The organism is Photobacterium ganghwense (assembly GCF_017329545.1).
Taxonomy (GTDB): Bacteria; Pseudomonadota; Gammaproteobacteria; order Enterobacterales; family Vibrionaceae; genus Photobacterium; species Photobacterium ganghwense.
Genome location: NZ_CP071325.1, coordinates 903308 through 928956, shown reverse-complemented (window position 1 = coordinate 928956; position 25649 = coordinate 903308). Strand labels below are relative to the sequence as shown.

The window sequence follows — 25649 nt, the reverse complement described above, 5'->3', positions numbered from 1 at the left end:
GGTTAATCTATAAGGGTCTTACGCTATCTTCATCCAGTACAGCAGCAAACCGCTGACAAATGAAATTCACGTTGGGATCAGCCATCAGGCTTTGCCGGGCTTGATCCAGTTTTTCCTGATAGAGGCACTCCCGCCATTCCAGCGGTGTACGTCCCCTATCACTTAATTCGATGGTGAGGCTGATAGCCGCACCAAACAATTCGCTCAGTGCCTGAGCCAGTTGCTCACGCGCTTTCGGTGTATCCAGGTGCTTTTGACTCGGCCGCAGCGTCAGTGTTACCGCATCGCCACTGCGCTCAAACGCAGAGTTCAGGGCAAGCTGTTGAACCATACGACCTACATTAAGCTTAGTCACCCAATCCGACCAACTATCCTGATTTGCCGCTTCGTTGACAAGCAAATTCACCATTTCAGGTGTTTTTTCATGCTCCAACGCCTGTTTCATCTGGGCAGGAGCAACTTCGGTTACAACAACAGACTCATCAGGCTCCGCCGTTGGCCGCCACTGGTATTCCTGCGGTGCGGTAGAGTGCGGTGCCGCTTGTGACGATGAACCGCCTCCCGGCATACCCGGTACCGGCATCGCATCAGGTGCGGCAGCATGACGACCGTTTTGCTTACTGGCAATTCGATCGAGAACGCTGACGGTCGCGACTTTTTTAGCCTGTACCGGTTGGGTCTTTTTTCCGCTGGCCGGTGCCGCGCCATCACGCTTCACCTGACTCCGTAATTTGTTCCTTGCCGCCAACAGACCAGAAGCTGCCGAAGCCGGACGCTCTGCCGCCGGTTGCGCTGACTGAGTGTGCACTGGCTGATTATTCGCTTGCTGATTATGCACGGGCTGGCTGAGCGCAGCCTGACCAGACGGTGGCGATTGCGGATACGCCACACTCGGATCCACATGCTGAGACTCCGGACCGTATGACTCAGAGTAATCAGGCACTGGCGGCGCGTCGTAAGCTGGCGGATTCTCATAGTGGTGAGTCGCAGGCATCGGCCTTTGCGCCGCCGTGTCCACCGAAGCAGGCGTCGCCGCCGGCTGAGCCATTGGCTGAGCAGCTGGTGTCTGCATCTGCGCTCTCAGGGCCTGTACGCGCTGCATCCCCTGGCCTTGTCCGGCAGGCGTTTGGCCCGCGGGATGTTGCCCCATAGGACTTGGCGTTCGTGCGACCGATGGAGTCGCCGGTTGCGTTGCTGGTTGCGTCTCAGGAACAGCAATCGTCTGAGGCGTCACCGTTGACACTGCAACAGGACGGAACGCCAGCATGCGTAACAACACCATTTCCAGACCGGTACGGCCATCCGGCGCGTAAGCCAGATCCTGTCGCCCTTGCAACGCAATTTGATAGCACAGCTGCACTTCCTGCGGCGATACCGCTTTACTGAGCAGCACAATACGCTCGGCATCCGGTACAGAATCATCAAGCGATGCCGGTAATGCCTGGTACATGGCAACGCGGTGAAGCTGGGAAGCCAGCTCACGCAGCAGGCTGTCCCACTCAACGCCGACACCCGCCAGTTCTTCCAGGCAAGCCATGGCTGGCTGCGCTTCCCCTTGGGCAACCGCTTCCAGCAAATACAGAGCTTGTTCCGTGTTCAGGGTGCCCAGCATTTCCGACACCGCAGTCGCGTGAACATTGCCGTTCCCCAGTGCAATGGCCTGATCGGTCAGGCTCAGTGCATCACGCATACTGCCTTCAGCTGCACGGGCCAGCAGACTTAATGCGCGAGGTTCAAATTCAACCTGCTCTTGGGTAAGTACGTACTCAAGCTGCGCCTGAATCTGAGTATTATCCAGATGTTTGAGATGAAACTGCAGACAGCGCGACAAGATCGTCACCGGCAGCTTTTGCGGATCTGTGGTCGCCAGAATGAATTTAACGTATTCCGGCGGCTCTTCGAGTGTTTTCAGTAAGGCGTTAAAGCTGTGACGAGAGAGCATGTGCACTTCGTCAATCAGGTAAACCTTGTACCGTCCCCGAGCTGGCTTGTATTGCACGTTATCCAGCAGATCTCGAGTATCTTCAACCTTGGTGCGTGAGGCGGCATCGATCTCTAACAGATCGACAAAGCGTCCCTCATCGATTTCACGACAAGTCTCACACTGCCCACACGGTGAAGCCGTGACACCCTGCTCACAGTTCAGGCCTTTCGCAAAAATACGGGCGATCGTGGTTTTACCTACCCCTCTTGTTCCACTGAACAAGTAGGCATGGTGCAAACGGTTATGGGCAAGCGCATTTTCCAGTGCTGTCAAAACGTGGGACTGACCCACCACATCAGCAAACTGGTGCGGGCGCCATTTACGTGCCAGAACCTGATAACTCATGTTAACTAACCTTACAGAATCAAGAACTCAATGCTAGCACAGGGAGGATAATGGGGCGAGAGGGCGCTCGACGAGCGCCCAATGATTAGCCAGTCACCTGGCCAGACAGCCTGTCAGTGGCCGTCAAAATCACAGATGCTGAAGACCTTCAGGCCGATACCTTGCAGACGCTGTTCGCCGCCGATATCAGGCAGGTTAATGACAAATGCTGCATCTTCAACAATACCGCCCAAACGACGTACCAGCTTAGTGGTCGCTTCAATCGTACCGCCTGTTGCCAGCAGATCATCTACCAGCAGGACTTTGTCCCCTTCGCGGATAGCATCTACGTGGATTTCAAGCGTATCCTGGCCGTATTCCAGCTCGTAGCTTTCGCCGATCACTTCACGCGGCAGTTTGCCCGGCTTGCGTACCGGCACGAAACCGACACCCAGTTCCAGTGCGAGCGGTGCACCAAACAGGAAGCCACGCGCTTCAGTACCAATCACTTTCGTAATGCCCTTGTCTTTGTACTGATCAATCAGCACCTGCATCGTTGCACGGTAAGCCTCAGGATCTTCCATCAGGCTGGTCACATCACGAAACAGAATCCCTGGTTTTGGGTAATCAGGGATTGATTTAATACTGTTTTTAATCAACGCGAGCTTATCTTGATTCATATTCGATTATCCGTGCCCCTCCCAACGGGGCAAATGTAAGTGAAACGGCTAAAAGCCGATAAAAACCGGCTCAAATAGTAGTGATTTTCCGCAGCAGGAGCAAGGACTGGCGCCAGATCTGCACCACCCAATGTCACATAGAGAGTGTCACTTAGAGAGGATCAGATAATGGCGGGTTTTCCCTGACTGGCAGACGGTTAAACCAGAACAACAATATTGCCAGCATGACCAGCAACATGACTTTGTGCCAAATCAATGGCACCCAATAAATAGAGAAGGCAAAACTAAGCACCATCATAATGTTGGCGCGGCGTTTCACCCGAGGTGAAACCGAGCGGTGACGATGCCAGTTCTCAAGCACCGGGCCAAATTGCGGATGGCTCAGCAACCAATGGTTCAGACGCGGCGAGCCCCGCATGAAACAGGCACTGGCCAGCAGCAGGAAGGGTGTTGTTGGTAACAGCGGCAGAAAAGCACCGATCATGCCCAATACCACGCAAATCCAACCACAAACCAAGAGTATTGTTCTTTTTACCATACATCACATTCCGGTACTGTCCTCTTGGCAGTGTAGCAACAAAAGAAAACGGCCAACAACACTCTTGTTGCTGGCCGTTCAGAAAGACGGGAGTTTCTGCCTGATTAAGAAGACAGAATGCCCAACCAGGTCAGACTTGCTGGCAGTGTTGGCAATGCCATTGCCAGCAGAAAACCGAAAAAGTACTTTACGCTGTATGGGTCTTTAAAACCATGCTCCATGGTACACTTCCTTTATTGGCTGATTGATTTTAGGCTGATAATCGTTCACGGCTCTTGGGCCGCTCATCTCATTAACCCTGCTAATATAGCGGATAAAGGGTGTCGCAAAAACCGAGAGAAAATACGGGTATTCCGGAATAACCCCGACTTTGTTTGATTCAAATCACAATCAAAGTTAAGAATCGACTTAGACTAAATTTACCTAAAACAAAAATGATGATCTTATGGCAACGTCAGAATTAACTTATGAACCGCTGCGGGTTCGCCTTGAGCAGGAGCACGCTGCACTTTATTCCGAGCTTAAGCAAGAAATGTTGCTCAATACTCTGCTTCCGTCATCAGCTGCAATTGAAGGCGCGGAATTGAGTGATTTAATTGTTATGGCTAAATCATCATTTATTCCGAATTTGTTTGATTTAGCAACCCGACTGGAAAAAGTGGATGCCGCCATTTGCTCAATTAAACTGGGCATGTACGGCCTGTGTGCTGATTGTGAAGATGAGATCGATATAGAAGATCTGGAAACAGATCCGGCTCAGCCTCGCTGCCAGCACTGCCGAGAGCACAGCCGCTATCACCATGAGGCCTGAAAAATCCGTTCAGCGCCGTTAAAACGGCAATAAGCGGGACATTCCCGCCTATTGTTTTTCATCAGTTCTGCCTGACCTGGTTTCGTCAGGCCGACAACGCCGTCAAGCTTCTGACGGCTTATAGCAGATTACTGATTCGCCTGAGTTTTTACCCACTGCTCAAACGCTGCTTTTTCATCAGCATTGGCTTTGCTATACCACAGTTTCAGCTGAACCAGCGCATCACCGGTGATACTGATTTCACCTTTATCGCTGACTTCTACCGCGGCTTTTTCCAAATCTACCGCATAACCTTCTTCAAAGGTAATGCCGTGCTCGCGGTTGTATTCCGCAACCAGCGCTTCCATGTCACTGAATGCGGCAAAACCTTTACCTTGCAACTCTACGTATTCCAGCGGTTGTTTTGCACCACCAGCCAGCTCCAGTTGCCACTCTGGGCCACGCTGAAAATAAGATTCTGCCTGAGACAAAGTCGAAAGACGAGGCAGTGTAATGGTCGCGTTCTGGGTAGGTACTTCCATCTCAAACAGATAAGGGCGAGTCGTATAGATACGGGTTTTCGAGCCGTCTTTCACTTCTCCGTCATAACGCACAACAATCTGGTGTTTGCCTGCAGGCAGATTCACAGCGCTGGTCTCAGACCAGAAGGAAGACGCTACCTTTTTGCCGTCAACCACCAGTAATTTAATGTTTTCACCCGTGCTTAATGTGCCTGCCTGTGCAGCCAGAGGCAGCGCCAGGCTACCAAGCGCTAGAAACCACTTTTTCATGTCCAAGTTGTCCTTTTTTGTCCTGTTATAAGCCCATCAAGATAGCAAAAAGCCGCCATAAAGGCGGCTTTTTTCAGAAAGTTTTCTAACTGTGGCTCACAATTAGAATTTAACTTCCATACCAACCAGGTAACCTAGATCTAGGTCAACATTGTCAGCGTCTGCCCAGCCCAGCTCACCGTAAACTTTTACGTTGCTGTGTAGCTGGTGAGTGATGTTCGCGTAAACGTTGTCTACGCCGTCACGAGTGATGTAGTGACCAACACCGTCGATGTCTGTATCAGCATGGTTGTAACCCAGAGCAAAAGTGTTTTTGCCCATAGTGTAAGAACCGTTGATTTCGTAAACGTCTACATCAGACTTGTTAGCACGGTTAGTGTTTTGCTCGTACTCAGCGTTGCCGTAAGACGCTGCGAATGCGAATGCACCCATTACGTATTCAGCTTCGATGTTGAACGCGTCAACATCAGTGTCGCCCAGGTCTTCAGCTGTGTAGTAGTAACCACGAACGTCGAAGTTTGCAAAACGTGCACCGATACGAACGTCAGTAACAGTACCATCGCTGTTCAGGTAGTCAGTTGCAGGGCTAGAGCCGTCTGCATCCAGGTCGTGAGTCAGACCGAAGTAGAACTGACCGTTGTCGAATACGTATTTGATTGCTTCGTTACCTTCAGTTTTAACGAAGTCAACTTGGTCGAAGCCCAGCTCGTAGTCTTTACCGATGCCCATGTCATCAGAGATGTACAGCATACGACCGAAAGTCAGTGTACCGAAGTCACCGCCAAGACCAACCCACAGCTCGTCGTTTTCAACGTCGCGCTTTTCGAACTTGAAGCCGATACCAGCAACAGCGTTCAGTTGGTCAGTTACAGCGATAGTGGTGTTCAGTTGCAGATCACCATCATCCAGGTGCAGGCCAGCGTCATCAGTGTTTGATGCATCGCTGTCTACGTAGTTTTGGAAGTACTGAACTTCAGCTGCACCAGACAGGTCAACTGTTACACCGTTTGCATCGTATAGGTTGATGCCTGCGTTTGCAGAACCTGCTGCTAGTACTGAAAGTGCTAGAAGTGTTTTTTTCATGATATCCACTGCCTTTTCTTATTTAGACTGGAATTCCTGTTTCCAGAATTCCTTTTCATTATTTGTCTCTCAGCTTCCGTCATCCTCTATAAACATAAAGAATGATAAAAGAATCCAAGAGCAAGAAATTTGCGGACTTCATCCTGACAGAAGATTCCTCTGAATGTCAAATACCTCTAAACAAAAACTAAAAAAACATCAAAAACATCAAATATCAATAACTTACACCAACAAAAGCCTACTAATTGAGCATTGTTTTTATCAAAAAAGCATGAATATTTGATGACAATCAAAACACTCAACCAAGATTAAAAACTGAAATTTAGATAAAAAAACAACACATACAGGACAAAATATTACTAACAGCAGGTTTTTACAGTTAATTTCTTCACCTCAAAGGGTGTTCACCATATTGATAGAATAGTTCAATTACAATTCGTGAGGTGATTCGCATTTTGGATAACTATTTGAACAAAATATGCAGCCGCTCACATTCAGACCTTCGTGCTATAATGCCCGGCCCTGCCACTACGAAGTTTCAAAAATGTTACACAACCAGATTAAGCAAGATATCAAAAAGTGCTATGAGAACCTGGGTAACCAGCTCGATAACTTTATACCCAGAAGGGCTCAAAACTATCTGGTTGCTGAAATCGCCAAAACCCTTGGTGGTGAATACCATAAGAAACATCGGATGTTGGTGGCCGAAGCCGGTACCGGGATTGGTAAGTCGCTTTCTTACCTGCTCGGGGCGATTCCCTACGCGATGTTCAACAATAAGAAAGTCCTGATTTCTACTGCGACCGTGGCCCTGCAGGAGCAGCTCATCAACAAAGATCTGCCTCTGTTTAATCGTATTTATCCTAAGGAATTCAGTTTCATCCTGGCTAAAGGCCGCCAACGCTATTGCTGCCACCACAAACTGGAAGCCAGCTGTAGCAGTGAAATTGGCCAACAGGCCGCTTTATGGGATGAAAAACCCAAAAAGTCAGATCTCGATTTGCTCAAGCGGATGCTCAAAGCAAGTGAAAGTCAGAAATGGGACGGTGACAGAGACAGCTGGCCAACCACCATTCCCGACCGTGTCTGGCAGCAGATTGTGGCAGATAAACACAGTTGCCATTCCGGACTGCCAAAACATCGACACTGCCCGTTTGCCAAGGCCAGGGAGCATTTGGAAAAGGCTGATGTGATCATTGCCAACCATGCCCTGTTAATGGCCGATATTGAGCTGGGCGGCGGGATTATTCTGCCTGAGCCGGAAAAAACCATTTATGTGATAGATGAAGCCCATCACCTTCCTCAGGTTGCCCGCGATTTTTCTGCCGCCGCCGCCAGCCTGAAAGGGGCGGCAAGCTGGCTGGAAAAACTCAACCAATCCGTCGGGAAATTGGCGGAGCTGGCCGACTATAAAAAATCCGGCCGTTTCCAGACAGCACTCAATGAAAACATCGCCCTGCTCATCCCTTCGTTAAGACAAATTGCCAGCACGATTGACCCGGCCATGTTTAATAAAGACGGAGTTTACCGCTTTGAGCATGGTGAGTTGCCCGCCTGGCTGCAGGAAGAAGCGAAAGGGTGCAAGGAATCTTGCAAGAAAGCCTTGCAGGCACTGGGAAAAATTCACGATCTGATTGCGGAGCGCAATAAAGACAATGAACTGGCCCCTCGTTTAGCCGAACCCGCGCTGGCCGAGTCCGGTTTTTACCTGCAACGTCTGGAAAACCTAGAGAAAGTCTGGAGCCAGATGGCCCAGCCAAATAAAGATAAAGGGGCGCCGCTGGCACGCTGGCTGGAAAAAAGCCCGGATCGGGAGAACGACTATATCGTAGAAGTGTCGCCATTGGAGGTAGGACACCGTCTGGATCAGTTACTGTGGAGCCGGGCGGTCGGGGCTATTTTGGTATCGGCGACCCTTCGAGCGTTAAACAGCTTCGACTATTTCTGCCGTCAGGCGGGAATTTTTGAAAAAGAAGCAACACGTTTCCTGGCACTGGCTTCGCCGTTCGACTATCAGAATAATGCCCGGCTGGTTATCCCAGCAATGCCGCTGGAACCTCAGGCTGAACAGTTCACAGAGCTGCTTATCGAGAAACTGCCGGAGTTCCTAGAAGGTGAAACCGCCAGCCTGGTGCTTTTTTCTTCATACTGGCAAATGAACCAGGTCGCGGACAAACTGCGCCCACTGGCAGTAAAAAATCGCTGGGAGCTGCTGATTCAGGGTGAGGAATCCCGTCACATTATTCTAAAAAAACATAAAGAAAACTGTCAAAAGGGTAAAACCAGTATATTATTTGGAACGGGCAGTTTTTCAGAAGGTCTTGATCTTCCTGGCAATTTGCTGACCAACCTGATTATTACGAAAATTCCGTTTGCCGTTCCCACTTCTCCTGTAGAAGAAGCACATGCAGAATACATCGAAAGCCGTGGCGGAAATCCCTTCTTGCAGATTGCCGTTCCTGAGGCCAGTAAGAAACTGATCCAGTCGGTAGGACGTCTACTGCGTAAGGAAGAAGATTCTGGTAGAGTCGTGCTGCTTGATCGCCGTGTGCTGACCCGCCGCTACGGTAAAGCCCTACTCGACTCACTGCCACCGTTTAAACGTGTCATCGAACAGAGCCTGAATACAAGATAAGACTGAATGATTGAAATGATAGAACCAGGCATGCTGTTGGTGCTTGGTCTGGTAGCCCTGATTGCTGGATTTATTGATGCCGTCGCCGGTGGCGGGGGCATGCTGACTGTGCCCGCTTTACTGTCTATCGGCTTACCGCCGCACATTGCGCTGGGCACAAACAAGCTGGCGGCGACTTTCGCCTCGTCAACGGCCGCCTGGACCTATTACAAGAAACAGCTGTTTTCTCCGTCGTTCTGGAAACTCTCATTCATCGCCACACTGGCCGGTGCGATTCTGGGCACGCTGGTCGTCGATTTAATCAGTACCGAGTGGCTGGAAAAAGTGCTGCCGCTGATTATTCTGGCGGCTGCGGTCTATACCGTCTGGCACCCGCATCCTAAAGGCAACAACCATGAACTGCCCGAAAAGTGCGAAAAATTTGCCCGGAAACAATGGCTGCAAGGCACCACGCTAGGGTTTTATGACGGACTGGCCGGCCCCGGCACCGGCGCTTTCTGGACCGTTTCGAACATGGCGCTGTACCGGTTAGATATTTTGATGGCATCTGGTTTGGCAAAAGCCATGAATTTCACCAGCAATCTGACCTCACTGGTGACCTTTGCCATACTGGGACATATCAACTTTGCACTGGGTTTGACCATGGGGGTCTGCCTGATGTTGGGCGCTTACATAGGGGCCCATTCTGCCATCCGTTTTGGAGCTAAATTCATCCGTCCGGTATTCGTGACTGTGGTGATTGTGCTTGCCGTTAAACTGGCCTGGCAAGCCTGGTTCTGATTTCGCTTCCTGAGGAAATAGCATGCCTGATCTCCAACGTCTTGAAACGCTTATTGATCAGCTGGGTAAAGACGCTGCCCAGCTTGACCGTACCCGCGGGGAATCGGAACGTCCTCTGTTCGACGAGCATCTGTTCCATTGCCGCAGCAAACTCCTGACGCCTTGCGTTAACGAGTTGCGGGATGAAATTCGCGCGTTACGTATGGAACGTCGAACCGGCCGACTTGAAGCGGCTCGCACCCAGTATGTGTGTGAAAAGCTGGTGTCACAAATCCAAGCCATTCAGCGCGAGCTGGCGACTCAGCAAATCCGCAAAAATGAACCTAAGCGCACCTCTGGCTGGCGTAAACCCATCCATCAGCTCTATCAGGATCTGGCCCAGCACCAGGACTGGGAACGCCGTTTGGCGGCGATGCTGCGTGATAAAGAGCACCTGCTCAACCGCAGTACCTCACTGACAGAGCGCCAGACACTTCAGCAGGAAGTGCTGGCACTGGGCGGTCGCCTTACCCGCTGCCGTGCTGCGTTGAGAAAAATTGAAAAAGATATCAGCCTGCAGGAGCGAAAAGGCTAATGACGTTACCTCTGGTTTATCACCCTATTTACTCCGAACTCGATCTACCGCCGGCGCATCGTTACCCGATCAGTAAATATCGACGTCTGTACCAGTACCTGCAGGACACCCTGAACATTGAGCAGCACCCGGCCATCCGGCTGTTTCAGCCGGAGCCCATCAGTGTCGACGAAATCAAGGCATTGCATGACCCGGATTATATCGACGCGTTGTTTTCCAATGCCCTGCCCGCGGCGAAAATGCGCCGTATCGGCTTTCCCTGGAGTGAGCAGCTGATCACCCGAACCTGTATGTCATCCGGCGGCACCAAACTGACCGTTGACTTGGCTCACCAGTACGGGTTGAGTATTCACCTCAGCGGTGGCTACCACCATGCCCACAAAGACTTCGGCAGCGGTTTCTGCCTGGTCAATGACCTAGCGCTGGCAGCGAAGCATGCACTCACTTTGCCCGGTGTCGATACCGTGATGATCATTGACTGCGACGTCCACCACGGTGATGGCACCGCGACCATTTTGGCCGATGAGCCGAACGTGATTACGTTTTCTGTGCATTGTGAGAAAAACTTCCCGGCCCGCAAACCGGACTCAACGCTCGATCTGGCCCTGCCAATAAACACCACGACTGAAGAGTACCTGAACGCCTTTGAGGGCTTGTTACCGCTGGCACTCGCCCAGTATCAGCCGGACCTGGTGATTTACGATGCCGGGGTTGATATCCACCAGGATGACGAGCTGGGCTATTTCAATGTGTGCGTCGAAGGTATCTATCAACGGGATCACCTGGTGCTGAGCCGATGTCGCGAAGCGGGCATTCCGGTGGCGGCGGTCGTGGGTGGCGGTTATCGCCATGACCATCAGCTACTGGTCAATCTGCACGCCCAGCTTATATACTCAGCCATGAATATTCTGGAGCTGGGCTGAACCACCAGCCCGGCTGTCTATCCCGCCGTTACGAGTTGTCCCATGAGCGAAAAAAACACCGCTTCCCTGAATGATGCCCCTGCCGATATTAAACTGGCAGTCGATTTGATTTACTTGCTGGAAACGAACGAGATTGACCCCAAAACGGCGCTGTCAGCGCTGGAAATCGTCAAATCTGACCTGCTGGCCAAGTTAAAAAAAGACAACAGCGAACAGTAAAAGCCGCGACTGCCAGCGTGAGTCTCAGCGTTACAACATGAAAAATTTGACCTTTCCCTAGGGGGAAGGTTTACACTTCAAGGGTATATTTTTGTAACTTGAACGCTGTTGCCGTTCTCGCTTTCAATCGGTTGTGACATGACGTTTTTGCGTGCCCCGTACAAATTGACAGCTTTTACCCTGCTACTGGTGGTCAGTCTGATCACCGGTCCGGCTATGGGCATGTCTTTTTCGCACGCGACCACAATGGCGAATGCTACCGTGGCAATGAAAAACGACGGCATGACGATGACTGACGCCAGCATGAGCATGATGCATGGCGACATGACAAAGCACGATCCATCAATACACGGCTCTGGGTTGCACGGTGAAAATCCGGCTAACGCGGCGTCGCCTGCTCCACATACCGGACATCACTCAGGCCAGAACAGCGCCTCGATGGTTCATGCCACACCCGATACCCCGAATCCAGATTGTCAGCACTGCGGCAGTGGGGCCGAAGCCGCCGACAACTGCACCTCTTCCGATATGTTTTCCGATTGCAGCAGCTGTGACAGCCGTCACTGCCAGTCCTCGGTCATCATTGTTCTGAATTCTGAGCCAAGCACTCTCTATCCTGACAGTGTCCGTCCTGTGCTGACGACACTGCAGCCTGTCTCGCGCGCGGAAAACCCGCTACGCCCGCCTATTCACTGAACGCACTGCGCCCTTTTTCCGGGGCATATGTCAACGATGACAACTGATCGCCATTTGCAGGCCGTCAGTCAGTACTAACTTCGTTCAAGTGAATTTTTATGTCAAAACATTACCTTGCCCAGCCGTTGGGCATGGCATTGATGCTTATGATGCTCAACCAGGCATACCCAGCCCTGGCGCACGCCGCATCCATGCCGATTTCTTCATCCCCTGAGCTGCAGCCATATGCTCAGCCTGATTTAACGACTCTGATTCAGTGGGCCATTGACCACGATCCGGGCCAGCAGCAATTTCACTATCAGGCTGATGCCATCAGCGAAATGGGGATCGCCAGCAGCCAGTTGATGGATCCGAAGCTCAAACTGGGCGTGGGTGGTCTGCCTGTCGACAGTTTTGCGTTTGATGAAGACCCGATGACCAACATTTCCGTCGGGCTGATGCAGGAATTTGGCCGCGGCGACACCCAGACTCTGCAACAAAAGCAGAGTGAACAACAGGCAAGCGGTGTACGCCAGCAGGCCGATATTCGCAAGCTGGATATCACCAAAGCTGTGACCAACGCCTGGATTGAGCTGGCCTATCTGAACCAGACCCGTACGCTGATGGTGCAAAACCAGTCATTGTTTCGCGAGTTATTGAGCTACCTTGAAACCAACTACGGGTTGGGTGCCAATCAGGCTCAGGACATTATTCAGGCCGAGCTGCAAATCAGCCGCATTGACGAACAATTGCAGGCTAACCAACAACTGCAGCAGCGCTGGCGGGCGCAGCTGTCAGAATGGTTAGGTAGCCAGTCTGCATCGTTAGTGGTCACCTCCTATCCGCAATGGCAGACCCTGACCCAGTACCTCACCACCCAACCGGCCAATCATGTCTCAACGCTGGCGTCGCACCCGGCGGTGCAGGTGCGTGATGCCCTGATCAAAACCTCCGAAACCGGCGTCGATATCGCCCGTGAAGCCTACCAGCCCCAGTTCGGTGTGGAAGTGATGTACGCCTACCGTCAGGCCGATCGCATGGACGGCTCGCCGGCTCCGGATCTGGTCAGTGCTTATCTGACCATGGATCTGCCGCTGTTTACGGAAAAACGTCAGGACAAGAAACTGGCCGCGGCTCAGCATCAGGTTGGCGCCGCCCGTACCCAGCGCGATCTGCTGATCCAGCAAATGCAGGCTCAAGCCGCCGCGACCGACGCGGACCGCAGCCATATTCAGCAACGCCTGGCCCGCTATCAGCGCACCCTGCTCAAGCAAGCCAGAGAGAAAACCCGCGCGGTGGAGCGCGGTTACCAGAACAACACCAGCCAGCTAGACGAATACATCCGAGCGGCCAGCGATGAGCTGGCGCTCGAACTCGAACAAGCGCGTCTTGAGGCCGATCTCAACCAGGCCAATAACAATCTGGCGTATTTGCTGAATCAATATTAAGGGACAACATGAACAAAACATTTTCTGTCGCCGTGCTGGCACTGGCCATCGGTGGCGTGCTGGGGTATCTCATCGCCACGACAACGACCGAGCCGACCGGTGAAGCGTCTGCCGCGGCCAGCAACGAGCCCCTGTACTGGGTGGCTCCGATGGATCCGAATTACAAACGGGATAAGCCGGGCAAATCCCCCATGGGGATGGATTTGATCCCGGTGTATGCCGAGGATCTGGCGGGTGACAAGCAGGATCCTGCCGGCACAGTGACGATTACGCCAGCGGTTGAAAACAACCTCGGGGTCAAAACGGCAGCGGTTCAGGTACAGGCACTGGTGCCGAACATTGACACGGTCGGGTATATCGCCTTTGACGAAAGCCAGTTATGGCAGATCAACAGCCGGGTCAGCGGCTGGATCCAGACCCTGAACGTCAATGCGATTGGGGAACGCGTGCGCAAGGGTGAGATCCTGTTTGAACTCTACTCTCCCGATCTGGTGCGCGCGCAGGAAGAACTGTTGAATGCGCAACGCCTGGGCAAAGCCGTACTGGTCCGGGGAGCCAAAGATCGTCTGCGCTCTCTGGGCGTCGATAATGCACAAATCGATGAGGTGCTGCGGCGTGGCAGTGCCAAACAGCATATTGCGGTCAAGGCGCCGGCCGATGGCGTTATCGCGACGCTTAATGTCCGCAACGGGGCGTACCTGTCACCGCAACAAACTGTGATTACCGGCGGGAACCTCGACACCGTCTGGGTCGATGCCGAAGTGTTCGAACGCCAGGCGCAGTGGATCACACCCGGCACTGCGGCGGAGATGTCCGTGGATGCCCTGCCGGGGAAACCATGGCTGGGAGAGGTTGATTACATCTACCCGATTTTGGATCCCAAAACCCGTACCTTGCGTGTACGTCTCAAATTTCCGAATAAAAGCGGCGAGCTGAAGCCGAACATGTTTGCCAACCTGCAACTGCGTCCCAACAGTCCCGAGGCGGTGATAGTGGTGCCTGAGCAAGCAGTGATCCGCGCCGGGAATATGAGCCGGGTCGTTCTGGCGGCTGGTGACGGGAAATACCGCTCCGTACGCATCGAGACCGGGCGCAGTGCCGGCGGTATGGTGGAAGTGCTGGCCGGACTGCAAGCCAACGACCATATCGTGACATCCGCCCAGTTCCTGCTGGATTCCGAATCCAGCCAGAGCGCCGATCTGGGCCGGATAGAAACGTCATCCGCCGGTGAACCGCCGACATCTGTCACCGTCACCGGTGTGGTTCGTCACGTCATGGCTGCCCACAACATGGTGACCATTGAACACGACGCTGTTCCGGAATGGGACTGGCCGGCCATGACCATGGATTTCACCGTCAGCGAGGATACCGATCTCAGTGCCCTGATTGGCGGGCAGCGCATCCGGTTTCTGATCCACCAGCAACCGGATGGCCAATACACCGTCAGCGATGTGGTCGCGGCAGATGCGGCTCACCGTCAGATGGATCACAACAAGATGGATCACAGCAAGATGGTGCCGGCCACCAAGGCAGGTGAGCAATGATTGGATCAATCATCCGTTGGTCAATCAAAAACCGCTTTCTGGTGCTGATTGCTACAGCCTTTCTGGTGGCCGCCGGACTGTTCAGTGTCAGGCAGACCCCGATCGACGCCATCCCGGATCTGTCGGATGTTCAGGTGATCATCAAAACCAGCTATCCGGGCCAGGCGCCGCAGGTAGTGGAAGATCAGGTGACCTACCCGCTGACCACCGCCATGCTCGCGGTACCGGGGGCTGACACCGTACGCGGTTATTCCTTCTTCGGGGATTCCTACGTTTACATCATCTTTAACGATGACACCGACCTGTACTGGGCCCGTTCACGGGTGCTGGAGTACCTCAGTCAGGTGGCGCCCAAGCTGCCGCCGAGTGCCAAACCGACGCTGGGTCCGGATGCCACCGGGGTGGGCTGGATTTACAGCTATGTGCTGGTTGATCGCACCGGCCAGCACGACCTGAGCGAGCTGCGCAGCCTGCAGGACTGGTTTCTGAAATATGAGCTGCAAACGGTCAATGGCGTGTCTGAAATTGCCACCGTCGGCGGCATGGTCAAGCAGTACCAGATTCAGATTGATCCGGCCAAGCTGCGTGCCTATAACCTGACTCTGCAACAAGTAAACAAAGCGATTCAGGCCGGTAATCAGGAAGCCGGAGCCTCGGTGGTGGAGCTGGCAGAAGCGGAACACATGGTGCGGGCCACCGGCTATATTTCCGGTATTGACGATCTGAACAACCTGCCGCTGAGCGTTACCGATAAGGGCACACCGCTGCTGCTGGGCGATGTCGCCACCATCAACACCGGTCCGCAAATGCGCCGCGGCATTTCTGAATTCAACGGCGAAGGGGAAGCCGTCGGCGGCGTTGTGGTGATGCGATTCGGCGAAAATGCCCGCGAGGTCATCGGCAATGTCAAAGCCAAGCTGGAAACCCTGCAGCGCAGCCTGCCTGACGGGGTTGAGATTGTGCCGACCTATGACCGCGCCGGGCTGATTGATCGGGCGGTCGACAACCTGTACGACAAGCTGCTGGAAGAGTTCATTGTGGTCGCCGTGGTGTGCGCCCTGTTCCTGTTCCACTTCCGCTCGTCACTGGTTGTGATGATCAGTCTGCCGATTGGCATTTTATCGGCCTTTATCATCATGCACTGGCAAGGCATTAACGCCAACATCATGTCGCTGGGCGGCATTGCCATTGCGATTGGCGCCATGGTTGACGGCGCCATCGTGATGATTGAGAACGTCCACAAGCATATCGAACGTACCCCGCTGACCGATGAGAACCGCTGGCAGGTGATCGGTAAAGCCGCAGAGGAAGTCGGTGCGCCGCTGTTCTTCTCGCTGATCATCATCACCCTGAGCTTCGTGCCGGTGTTCGCGCTGGAAGGTCAGGAAGGCAAGATGTTCTCGCCACTGGCGTTCACCAAAACCTATGCCATGGCCGCGGCGGCCGGGCTGGCGATTACCCTGGTGCCGGTACTGATGGGTTACCTGATCCGGGGCAACATTTTGCCGGAGCACAAAAACCCGGTGAACCGTCTGGTGATCGCCCTGTACCGGCCGCTGCTGAACATCAGCCTGGCCTATCCGAAAACCGTCATCATCCTGGCTCTGGCCCTCATGGCTTCAGCGCTCTACCCGCTTCAGCGCATGGGCAGCGAGTTCATCCCGCCACTGGATGAGGGCGATCTGATGTATATGCCGACCACCTACCCGGGCATCTCCATCGGGAAAGCACGCGAACTGCTCCAGCAGACCGATAAGCTGATCAAAACCATTCCGGAAGTCAACACCGTGTGGGGCAAAATCGGCCGTGCGGACACCGCCACCGACCCAGCACCGCTGACCATGATTGAGACCATTATTCAGCTCAAACCACGGGAAGAATGGCGGGAGGGGGTCACCACCGAAAGCCTGCGCCGCGAACTTGATGCTTTGATCCAGTTCCCGGGCCTGACAAATGCCTGGGTGATGCCTATCAAAACCCGGATCGACATGCTGGCCACCGGTATTAAGACCCCCATCGGAATCAAGATTGCCGGGCCGGATCTCAAGGAGATTGAGAAAATAGGCACGCAGTTGGAAACCCTGCTCAAACCGGTGCCGGGGACAGCATCGGTCTACGCCGAACGGGTGGCTGGCGGACGTTACATCACCATGGATATCAAACGCCGGGAAGCCGCGCGCTACGGTCTGAGTATTCAGGACATTCAGCAGGTCATCAGTACCGCCGTGGGTGGCATGAATATCGGTGAAACCATTGAAGGGCTGGAGCGCTACCCAATTAACGTGCGCTACCCGCAACATTACCGCGACTCGCTGGTGAAACTGCAAAACCTGCCACTGGTGACGCCGAACGGGGCGCGCATTGCCCTGGCCGATGTCGCGGACATCCGCTTTGAAGACGGCCCGCCAATGATCAAGACCGAGAATGCCCGTCCTAACGGCTGGGTCTTCATCGACATTGACGGCCGGGATTTGGGCTCTTATGTGCAGGAAGCGCAGCAGGCGGTGGCCGAACAACTGGCCTTGCCACCCGGATACTCGCTAGTCTGGTCCGGTCAGTATGAATACATGGAGCGCGCCAAAGCCCGGCTGATTGTCGTCGTGCCGGCAACGCTGGCCATCATTATGGTGCTGCTGTACCTGAGTTTCCGTCGGGTCGGCGAAGTGCTCATCATCATGGGGACGTTGCCGCTCGCCATGGTCGGCGGGATCTGGCTGATGCACCTGCTCGGCTACAACTTCTCGATTGCCGTCGGGGTCGGCTTTATCGCCCTGGCCGGGGTTGCCGTCGAAATCGGCGTGATCATGCTGGTGTACCTCAACCAGGCCTGGCACACCCATCAGCACCAGGCGGAACAGTCACAGGAACCACTCACCCAGCGCCTGCTGGTACGCGCCATTCGCGAAGGTGCCGGGTTACGGGTACGCCCTGTAATGATGACCGTTGCCACCGTCATCATCGGTCTGATCCCAATCATGTACGGGTCAGGTACCGGGTCGGAAGTCATGCAGCGGATTGCCGCACCGATGATCGGCGGAATGTCATCAGCCCTGCTGTTGACGCTGGTTGTGCTGCCTGCCGTTTTCAAGCTCTGGAAGAGCTATCACTACAAACTTAATCCTTAATTCATCCCATCATTCCCCGGCACGGTGTGCCGGGTAAAGGAGTTACCATGACATCAACAAAACTGCTTTCTCTGGCCTTTCTTCTGGCAGCCGGTAATGCGTTGGCCGCTGGTGGCCATCATGATATGAGCAACATGAACGGCATGAGTGATCATGGCATGGCTGGTCACGATATGGCAGGCCATGGTCAGATGGCCTCATCCGTCGGCATGCCTGCACCAGCGACTCAGGCAAGCAAAACTTATCAGGTCATCCTGACCGATGACATGAAAATGCGCTTTGAGCCAGCGCTGTCATTGAAACAGGGCGATGTGGTGAATTTCATGGTTAAAAATGAAGGTAAAATCCCGCATGAGTTTTCCATCGGCAGCCTTGATGAGCAGGCCAAACACCGTGACATGATGCGCGAAATGCCTAATATGGAACACCATGACGGCACCACAGTCACGCTGGCTCCGGGAGAAAGCGCCGAGATGGGCTGGCATTTCATGGGAGAGCGCTTTGTTGAGTTCTCCTGCAACATTCCCGGCCATTCGGAAGCCGGTATGAAACGTAATACCGTGTTGAAATAATCAGGGAGTCACACATGAACTTCGTATCCCGTTACCCACTGATCGTCGCTACCCTGCTGGTACTGTCTGCCCCTCAGGCCTATGCCGAGACACAAGCCGACACGTTTCGCCAGCTGTCTGCCGAAGACGCATTGGAAGCATCACACCAGTGGCACCATACCGGTGAAGCCAGCGTCAAAGTTTATCCCGACCGGATTGAAGCCAGTTTTGCCGACCAGTCCAGCGCCACAATTCCAACCGGCGACCAGTTCCTGCTTTCCGTCGCGCCATATGAAGACGTCACCCACGGCTGTACTTTCCACGTCCCGACCGGTTGTCAGGGCGAAATGGTGGAAAAAGCCATGATGGTCAAAATCACCAATGCCGAGACTCAGGAAGTGATTCAGTCCGGCATGGTGCGTACACAGAAAGACGGATTCATTGATTTCTGGCTGCCAAAAGACCATCGCTACCAGTTCACTTTTACATACCAAGGAAAGACGGCATCGGAAGTATTGAGTACCGATGCCAACAGCCGCACTTGCATCACAACCATGCAATTGCTGTAGCGAATAATCCGCATATTGAGCATATGCAGAACCTCCGGGTTCAGGAGTACTCATCCCAAAATCAAAGGGCGGAATTCCGCCCTTTTCCCTTCGTTATCCCGCCATTTTTTTAATTTATCGCCGCATTTTTCCCTTAAAAAGCGTACCTCACGATCCCCCTCAGAAACACAATGTGCTTAACATCCCAATCCCTTTGTAAACCAAAATATTTGACAGTCAAAATAAATAAAACCAATATACTTTGATATTCAAACTATATTGCACTCAAACCACTATACTTATTCGAGTGCGCCATTTTCTTTTTCATTGAAGAGCAGGTATCCAAGCATGCACCGCACCGATCTCTCATCCTGGCAACACCGCCATGATTTTGCAGAAAACAATATTTTGGGTGAAAAACGAACATTCTGGGTTTTTCTCCTTACCCTCGTCACCATGATCGCGGAAATCCTTGCCGGGACGTTTTATGGCTCCATGGCACTGCTGGCGGATGGCTGGCATATGGGGACGCATGCTGCCGCTTTTCTGATTACACTGTTTGCCTATCGCTATGCCCGCAAGCATGCCGACAACCCGGTTTTTTCGTTTGGTACCGGCAAAGTCAGTGTGCTAGGCGGTTTCAGCAGTGCAATTGCGCTGGGCATTGTGGCTTTGATCATGCTGGTTGAGTCTACGCACCGCCTGTTCAGCCCCGCACAAATCCATTTTAACGAAGCGATCCTGGTGGCCGTCATCGGGTTGATCGTGAATGTGGTCTGTGCCTTCCTTCTTCATGACGCCGATCACCCTCATGGCCATACACACTCTCACCATCATCACCTTGAACATGGGCATGAGCATGAGCATGAAGATCACAACCTGCGGGCAGCCTACTTTCATGTTCTGGCCGATGCACTGACTTCGGTACTCGCCATCATCGCGCTGGTTCTGGGTAAATACCTCGGCCTGAACTGGCTCGATTCCGTCATGGGGATCGTCGGTGCACTGATTATTTCACGCTGGGCGTTCGGGCTGATCAAACAAACCAGCCCTATCCTGCTCGACAACAGCATCGATCCCCATTATCAGCAGCGCATGATTGATACCCTTGAAGCGGCCGATGATAACCAGGTCTGCGATCTGCATATCTGGAAAGTCAGCGCCGATCATTATGCTGCTGTGATTTCGCTGGTTACCCAACACCCGAAACCTGCTCAGGAATACAAGCAATTACTGACAGAATTCGATAAAATCAGCCACCTCACCATTGAGGTAAACCAGTGTCGGGAGCCACACTGAGGTACGGGATACGAATGAAAGACATTGAACAGTTAAACCACACCATCATCGAGTTTTATGAAAAGCTCTCTTCCTGGGAGCAATCGGTCGTGCGTGGCAAAGGGTTTTCCCTGCCGCAGGTGCATGTGGTTGAGATTCTGGGTGTCCACGGTGCCATGCGGATGAAAGAGCTGGCTGACAAGCTGGGGGTCACGACCGGAACACTGACTGTTCAGGTCGACAAAATGGTCAAGATGGGGCTGATTGAGCGGCGTCCTCATGAATCTGACCGTCGCTCGATTCTGGTCGATCTGACCGCAGAAGGCGAAGCGCTTTATCAGGAGCATGACCAGCTGCACCTGAACCTGACTCAGGATCTGACAGCGAAGCTGAGTGATACTGACCGTCAGCACCTGCTGGCGTGTCTGACCGCAATCAACAAAGAGTTTTAGCGGCGCACACTCCATATAACGAGTCTGTTAGTACTCACCTGTCACTCACCGCTGAGATGTAAAATATAAGTCCTATCACAAACGCAAAGAGCCTGAATAATCAGGCTCTTTGCGTATTTTTGGTCTTCCGACCTGTCTCACGCCGCTGTCTATTTCGGCATCAGGCATCAGGCATCAGGCATCAGGCATTTTCTAGGATGCTGACTCGCATGCCCTCTTCCACCTGCTGCAATGCTTCCACCAGCTGCTCGGTATCAATATCAACCGGCACATCGAGATGTAACTCGGCAAAGAACAACGTTTTCCCGATATCCTGTACCCCGATTCGGTGGTTTTCCATTTTCACAATACCGATCCCGATGTTATCGAGAATATGCGTCAGATCATGAACAAGACCCGGACGATCCGCCGACTCCACTTTCATCATCACATGATCCGTTTTGATCTGCGCCTGTGCCGTTAACGCCTCTATCACTCGCACATCCAGCGTCGATTGAGAAGCAAAGGCTTGCTTGAGTGCAGGCACCGCTTCTGTCGGCAAGTCAATTTTCAGAATACCGACGACCTGATTGTCGAGGCGGTTTATTTTGCTGACCAGCCACTTGCCCCCCAGCTCATGGGTTTTCGCGGCCAGGGTATTGATCAGTTGAGGGTGATCTTCACCCGCCAGTGTTACGGTTAATAAAGTATTCATAGGCGCCCCCTCTACAACGTAGCTTAAATGCTGCTTGTCCTACTCAGACTAGCAAGCAAGTCGCTCTCCTGCCGTGATTTGCCTCTCTATTGCCGGACAAACCTTCCCCCGCCACATCCGGCAATCCTGATATTAGGCGGGTTGCTGCGAAGCCGCGGGAAACAAAACCACAAAAAAGCCAGCGACGAGCGCTGGCTTTTCGAGCTTTTATTTTATGGCAACTATCACTACATCTGAGAAAACATGTTCATGATCACTGCGCCGGTAATGATTAAGCCCATTGAAATAATTGCAGGAAAATCAGGTTTTTGCTTATAAAGCACCATAGAGAAAATGGTCACACCAATAATCCCGAAGCCACACCAAAGTGAATAGGCGATTCCAACAGGAATGTATCCCATGGCTTTTGTCAGAGCAAAATAACAGATACTGTAAGCACTGATCACCAACAGTGATGGTGCAAGTTTACGGAAGTTATTGGTTTTTTTAATAAAAGAAGTGCCTGTAATTTCTGAGCAAATTGACAGTGCCAACCATAGTACGCCTGCATTTAACATTGTGCTTCTCCTTCTTTATCCGCGACAACCCGTTGCGTGTCTTCCGCTTCTTCTTCGCCCATTTTCGAGAATAAGTTCATAATGATGATGCCGCTGGCAATGATAGTCATCCCGATCATAGCGGCCATGTCAGGGTGCTGACCGTAGAACAGCATCCCCAGTGTCGAAACCAGCAAAATACCGGTACCGGACCAAGTCGCATAAGCCAGACCCACCGGCAAATATTTCACCGCTTGGGACAGTGCGTAGTAACACACGATGTACAGCAGGACAATGACCGCAAGCAGGGCAGTTTTAGTAAATCCCTCACTGGTATCAAACATTTTCAGGGTTGAGGTGGCTGAGGTTTCAGATGCAATGACCAGCACCATCCATAGCCATTTTTTTATCGATTCAGACATAGGAAGCTCCTAAATTTAAGTAATAAAATTGTCTAACGTTTGGATTTAAAAATTACGATTGTTGTTGTTCTCTCAGGTATTCTGCTGCCAGATCGGTAAGATTGTCCTGAAGCGTAAACGTCCCCACGCCCCGTTTTTTCACGTCACTGAGGGTGATATACCCGCCAGGTTTACTGAGTTCAGACGACTCGGACTCTGCCACGTCTTTGCCGTTAATAGCCGCCTCGACCTGTGAGAGAGTGCCGGTGATCATTCCCAAGGCCCTGACTTGAGCCAGCTGAGACACAACCCGTGCCGCCATGGCTTGGCTACGATCCAGTCCCACTAACTGATTCAACTCACTGGCCGGATTGCATTGGTAATCAAAAGCAAAGACCGGAATCCCCTTCATCAGGGCATACTGACAAAGCTGGCTGGCCGGGCTGTGATACACACCCAGGCTGATTTCCGCCAAGGTGGCAAAATCGAGAAACGGCATCACAATCTGGTCAAAGCGATCTAGCCACTCTGTCGGTAACTTACCGTCCCACTGGACAGGCTGTCCTATTCCGTCCAGTGCCACCAACTCCTCTTCCGTCCCCTCGCAGGCAAGGATTTCCCATCGGATGCTTTCCCACTGGCGGAGACGGGCAGCGATTTCCGAACGATAGCCCGTTGCCGGTGTGACTATCATTAACGTGCGAGCACGCTGCTCGGCCAATATGCGGTCAACCAAGACCCGAAGTTGTTGCTCATCCATCCGCGATTCCTTCTAACCGACCAGATAAACAGGATCCCCCGACCGAATCCCGGCGGCGTTGGCTTCATCGGTATCAATATGAAATTCCAGGGCAAAGCGCTCATTCACCCGTACCACAACCTGCTCGAACACCAGACCACACTGCTCACCGGCCCGCACTTTCACCGTCTGGCCATGCTGTACGCCCAATTGCCGCGCATCCTGCGGCGACATATGGATATGACGCTGAGCACAAATCACCTTGGACTGAAGATTGGCGTGCCCTGCCGGGCCAACCAGTAAGGCATCCGCTGACTGGTAAAGGTCACCGGATTCACGAACCGGCGCTTTGATCCCCAGGGCGTAGCAGTCCGCCTTTGAGACTTCCAATTGCGTTTCAGCCCTGGCGGGGCCCAACACCCGCACTTTACTTATCGAACCTTTAGGGCCAACCACCATCACGCACTCTTTGGCCGCAAACTGTCCCGGCTGACGCAGTGACTTGAGCGGGGTCAGCTGATAGCCCAGACCAAACAAGGCCTCGATATCCGTCTGAGACAAATGAACATGGCGATTTGACACACCAGTCGGAATGCCAACCTCCGTTGCTATCTGCCCTTCTGACCACCGCTGTGGTAATACCGTTAAACGCTGTTCAATTTGCGTCATCAACGCTGCGTTGATCATGACTTGCCTCCCCGTGAACTAACCTGGCCCGCACTTTTTTTCTGCCGAGTGGAAGTTGAACGGCTGGTGGTCACTTTCGCGTGAGTTGAAGCCAATGCCGATACAGGAGAAGCCATCTTGACCGCTTCTGCTTTCACGGTATCCACCTTGCTGGCATCCAAAGGCTCCTTACTCGCCTGCCCCTGGAATTCGGCATTCTGAGTGCCGGCCTCCTGAGCCATCTGCGCCAGATGTTCGGCTGCTTGGGCCTCCGGTATTTGGATAAGAACGTCCCCCCCCGGTAGGTCAGTTTCCGGCGCCACGCTACTGCTCAGAGGCTCCGCTTCGGTGACACAACCACCGGCGTTTTCCAGCATTGCCAACACACTGGGATCCGGCCGGGCCATCACGATCGCGGCCGTTACATCGGTTTGGTTTTCTATCGCTTTAACCCCGCTATCGACCGCCACTTTAACTGCGCTGATTTCCCCCTGTAAGTAAATAGAAACCAGACCAGAGCCGACTTTGCGGTAGCCGGTCAGAGAAACCCCAGCCGCTTTACAGGCTGCATCTGCGGCGTGAATTGCCGCAGTCAGCCCTATCGTTTCAATCACACCAAGACTGATTGTCATAGCGCCTCCTTAATGCCTTACCAGGCGGATATCGAAATCAAACTGCTTGAAGAAAGTGCTGAGCTGATCCAGTTCCTCGTTGCTGTAACCGATGTCTTGCGTAATCGGATAAATCATGTCGAGTTTGTCGTATTTGGTTTTGCCAAACTGGTGGTATGGCAGGACATCAATTCGCTGAATGTTGCCGCGTTTGGCCAGTTCCATCACATATTCAAAAGCACCGGTAATGGCATCGAAAGAATCGTTATAACCACGGATTAGCGGCATGCGAATCACGATGTTGGCACCCAGCTCAACCAGACGCTCCAGATTGCGCTTCACCCCTTCGTTACCAATACCAAAGAGCTGGCGGTGTTGGTCGGTATATATTTGTTTGATATCAAATAAGAAAAGATCGGTGCAGGTGGCCAGCTTCTCGTAATTGTCGATGCTGGTGGTACCCTGGGTTTCAATTGCCGTATTGATCATCTGCTTTTTGCATTCAGTCAGCAGGGCGGCGGCAAAATCGGTCTGCAAGCTCAGCTCGCCTCCCCCCAATGTCACGCCACCGCCGGATGACATGTAAAAGTCATAATCCTGCATGATCACCGCCATCAACTCGGCAACCGTGACATCTTTACCCATGACATCCAGTGCGCCACCCATACAAACTTCCTCACACTGACGACAACCGATACAGTCCACATTGCGGTCAATTTTGTGCACCTTGTTGCCTTCGGCATCCGTGGTCATGACATGCACCCCAGCCGGACAAACATCAGCACACTTACCGCAAGACACACACTTATCGTGACTGCACATCACCTGAAACTTGCTGCTCAGTCCTTCTGGATTAGCACACCAGTCACACCGGAGGTTGCACCCTTTAAAGAAGATCAGTGTGCGAATGCCGTCACCGTCATAAATGGAATATTTCTGGATATTGAAAATACGACCTTTCAGCTCGCTGCCATTGCTCACTTGTGCTGTCCCAGTCATTGTGACTACTCCTCACTGCGTCTGAAGGCAGTGTTTTTACAGCGGGAGCCATAGCGGCCCC

At 52.8% G+C, this 25649-nt stretch carries 26 protein-coding genes; 14 read left to right on the top strand and 12 right to left on the bottom strand.

Going from position 1 to position 25649, the window contains the following annotated elements; all coding sequences use genetic code 11:
- Window positions 1-7 precede the first annotated feature (7 nt).
- The 3 genes from dnaX to FH974_RS04555 form a co-directional block, all read right to left on the bottom strand.
- Window positions 8-2329 (bottom strand): DNA polymerase III subunit gamma/tau, encoded by a 2322-nt coding sequence (gene dnaX / locus FH974_RS04565; protein ID WP_047887794.1) that lies wholly within the window; start codon window positions 2327-2329, stop codon window positions 8-10.
- Between the two features lie 113 nt (window positions 2330-2442).
- Window positions 2443-2988, bottom strand: a complete 546-nt coding sequence (apt, locus tag FH974_RS04560; protein WP_047887795.1) for an adenine phosphoribosyltransferase — start codon at window positions 2986-2988, stop codon at window positions 2443-2445.
- A gap of 151 nt (window positions 2989-3139) precedes the next feature.
- Window positions 3140-3526 (bottom strand): YbaN family protein, encoded by a 387-nt coding sequence (locus FH974_RS04555; RefSeq protein ID WP_047887796.1) that lies wholly within the window; start codon window positions 3524-3526, stop codon window positions 3140-3142.
- Window positions 3527-3971: 445 nt separating this feature from the next.
- On the opposite strand from FH974_RS04555, the gene FH974_RS04550 reads away from it, so the two are divergent.
- A complete protein-coding gene (locus FH974_RS04550) occupies window positions 3972-4337 on the top strand; it encodes a dksA-type zinc finger protein (protein ID WP_047887798.1) in 366 nt (121 codons plus the stop codon).
- A 128-nt stretch (window positions 4338-4465) separates the two neighbouring features.
- On the opposite strand, the gene FH974_RS04545 is transcribed toward FH974_RS04550, so the two are convergent.
- Both FH974_RS04545 and FH974_RS04540 read right to left on the bottom strand, forming a co-directional pair.
- Entirely contained in the window at window positions 4466-5107 is a 642-nt protein-coding gene (locus tag FH974_RS04545; RefSeq protein WP_047887799.1) for a YccT family protein, read from the bottom strand.
- A 102-nt stretch (window positions 5108-5209) separates the two neighbouring features.
- Window positions 5210-6190 carry a porin gene (locus FH974_RS04540; protein WP_047887800.1) on the bottom strand — a complete coding sequence of 327 codons (981 nt, stop codon included), beginning with the start codon at window positions 6188-6190 and terminating at the stop codon, window positions 5210-5212.
- A gap of 544 nt (window positions 6191-6734) precedes the next feature.
- Between FH974_RS04540 and dinG the strand changes: the two genes are divergently transcribed.
- The 13 genes from dinG (at window position 6735) to FH974_RS04475 (ending at window position 20942) form a co-directional block, all read left to right on the top strand.
- Window positions 6735-8825: an ATP-dependent DNA helicase DinG gene (gene dinG / locus FH974_RS04535; RefSeq protein WP_207103520.1), complete on the top strand. Its 2091-nt coding sequence runs from the start codon at window positions 6735-6737 to the stop codon at window positions 8823-8825.
- Between the two features lie 6 nt (window positions 8826-8831).
- Window positions 8832-9605 (top strand): sulfite exporter TauE/SafE family protein, encoded by a 774-nt coding sequence (locus tag FH974_RS04530; RefSeq protein WP_047887802.1) that lies wholly within the window; start codon window positions 8832-8834, stop codon window positions 9603-9605.
- A gap of 22 nt (window positions 9606-9627) precedes the next feature.
- Complete coding sequence (gene priC, locus FH974_RS04525; RefSeq protein WP_047887803.1) at window positions 9628-10179, top strand: primosomal replication protein PriC; 552 nt, start codon at window positions 9628-9630, stop codon at window positions 10177-10179.
- Window positions 10179-11102, top strand: a complete 924-nt coding sequence (locus FH974_RS04520; protein WP_047887804.1) for a histone deacetylase family protein — start codon at window positions 10179-10181, stop codon at window positions 11100-11102. Before priC ends, FH974_RS04520 begins: the two co-directional genes overlap by 1 nt.
- 42 nt (window positions 11103-11144) lie before the next feature.
- Window positions 11145-11321 carry a pleiotropic regulatory protein RsmS gene (gene rsmS, locus FH974_RS04515; protein ID WP_047887805.1) on the top strand — a complete coding sequence of 59 codons (177 nt, stop codon included), beginning with the start codon at window positions 11145-11147 and terminating at the stop codon, window positions 11319-11321.
- Between the two features lie 138 nt (window positions 11322-11459).
- On the top strand, window positions 11460-12017 hold the full coding sequence (locus tag FH974_RS04510) for a hypothetical protein (RefSeq protein WP_047887806.1): 558 nt from the start codon (window positions 11460-11462) through the stop codon (window positions 12015-12017).
- 98 nt (window positions 12018-12115) lie between these two features.
- Entirely contained in the window at window positions 12116-13444 is a 1329-nt protein-coding gene (locus FH974_RS04505; RefSeq protein WP_107193851.1) for a TolC family protein, read from the top strand.
- Window positions 13445-13452: 8 nt separating this feature from the next.
- On the top strand, window positions 13453-14988 hold the full coding sequence (locus FH974_RS04500) for an efflux RND transporter periplasmic adaptor subunit (protein WP_207103519.1): 1536 nt from the start codon (window positions 13453-13455) through the stop codon (window positions 14986-14988).
- Window positions 14985-18113, top strand: a complete 3129-nt coding sequence (locus tag FH974_RS04495) for an efflux RND transporter permease subunit (protein ID WP_207103518.1) — start codon at window positions 14985-14987, stop codon at window positions 18111-18113. Before FH974_RS04500 ends, FH974_RS04495 begins: the two co-directional genes overlap by 4 nt.
- Before the next feature lie 47 nt (window positions 18114-18160).
- A complete protein-coding gene (locus FH974_RS04490; protein WP_207103517.1) occupies window positions 18161-18685 on the top strand; it encodes a cupredoxin family protein in 525 nt (174 codons plus the stop codon).
- Window positions 18686-18699: 14 nt separating this feature from the next.
- Window positions 18700-19233 (top strand): CueP family metal-binding protein, encoded by a 534-nt coding sequence (locus FH974_RS04485; RefSeq protein ID WP_207103516.1) that lies wholly within the window; start codon window positions 18700-18702, stop codon window positions 19231-19233.
- 327 nt (window positions 19234-19560) lie between these two features.
- On the top strand, window positions 19561-20511 hold the full coding sequence (gene dmeF, locus FH974_RS04480) for a CDF family Co(II)/Ni(II) efflux transporter DmeF (RefSeq protein ID WP_207103515.1): 951 nt from the start codon (window positions 19561-19563) through the stop codon (window positions 20509-20511).
- 14 nt (window positions 20512-20525) lie between these two features.
- Window positions 20526-20942, top strand: coding sequence for a MarR family winged helix-turn-helix transcriptional regulator (locus FH974_RS04475; RefSeq protein WP_207103514.1), 417 nt, complete (start codon window positions 20526-20528; stop codon window positions 20940-20942).
- A 181-nt stretch (window positions 20943-21123) separates the two neighbouring features.
- Here FH974_RS04475 and FH974_RS04470 read toward each other — a convergent pair whose 3' ends face one another.
- The 7 genes from FH974_RS04470 to cutD form a co-directional block, all read right to left on the bottom strand.
- Entirely contained in the window at window positions 21124-21636 is a 513-nt protein-coding gene (locus FH974_RS04470; RefSeq protein WP_047887813.1) for a glycine cleavage system transcriptional repressor, read from the bottom strand.
- A 227-nt stretch (window positions 21637-21863) separates the two neighbouring features.
- Window positions 21864-22193, bottom strand: coding sequence for a DMT family transporter (locus tag FH974_RS04465; RefSeq protein WP_047887814.1), 330 nt, complete (start codon window positions 22191-22193; stop codon window positions 21864-21866).
- Complete coding sequence (locus tag FH974_RS04460; RefSeq protein WP_047887815.1) at window positions 22187-22594, bottom strand: DMT family transporter; 408 nt, start codon at window positions 22592-22594, stop codon at window positions 22187-22189. The genes FH974_RS04465 and FH974_RS04460 overlap by 7 nt, the downstream gene beginning before the upstream one ends.
- Window positions 22595-22646: 52 nt before the next feature.
- Window positions 22647-23333 carry a hypothetical protein gene (locus FH974_RS04455; protein WP_207103513.1) on the bottom strand — a complete coding sequence of 229 codons (687 nt, stop codon included), beginning with the start codon at window positions 23331-23333 and terminating at the stop codon, window positions 22647-22649.
- A 12-nt stretch (window positions 23334-23345) separates the two neighbouring features.
- Entirely contained in the window at window positions 23346-23999 is a 654-nt protein-coding gene (locus FH974_RS04450) for a phosphate propanoyltransferase (protein ID WP_207103512.1), read from the bottom strand.
- Window positions 23996-24610: a BMC domain-containing protein gene (locus FH974_RS26425; protein ID WP_207103511.1), complete on the bottom strand. Its 615-nt coding sequence runs from the start codon at window positions 24608-24610 to the stop codon at window positions 23996-23998. The genes FH974_RS04450 and FH974_RS26425 overlap by 4 nt, the downstream gene beginning before the upstream one ends.
- 9 nt (window positions 24611-24619) lie before the next feature.
- Window positions 24620-25588: a choline TMA-lyase-activating enzyme gene (cutD, locus tag FH974_RS04440; protein WP_207103510.1), complete on the bottom strand. Its 969-nt coding sequence runs from the start codon at window positions 25586-25588 to the stop codon at window positions 24620-24622.
- Between the last annotated feature and the right edge of the window lie 61 nt (window positions 25589-25649).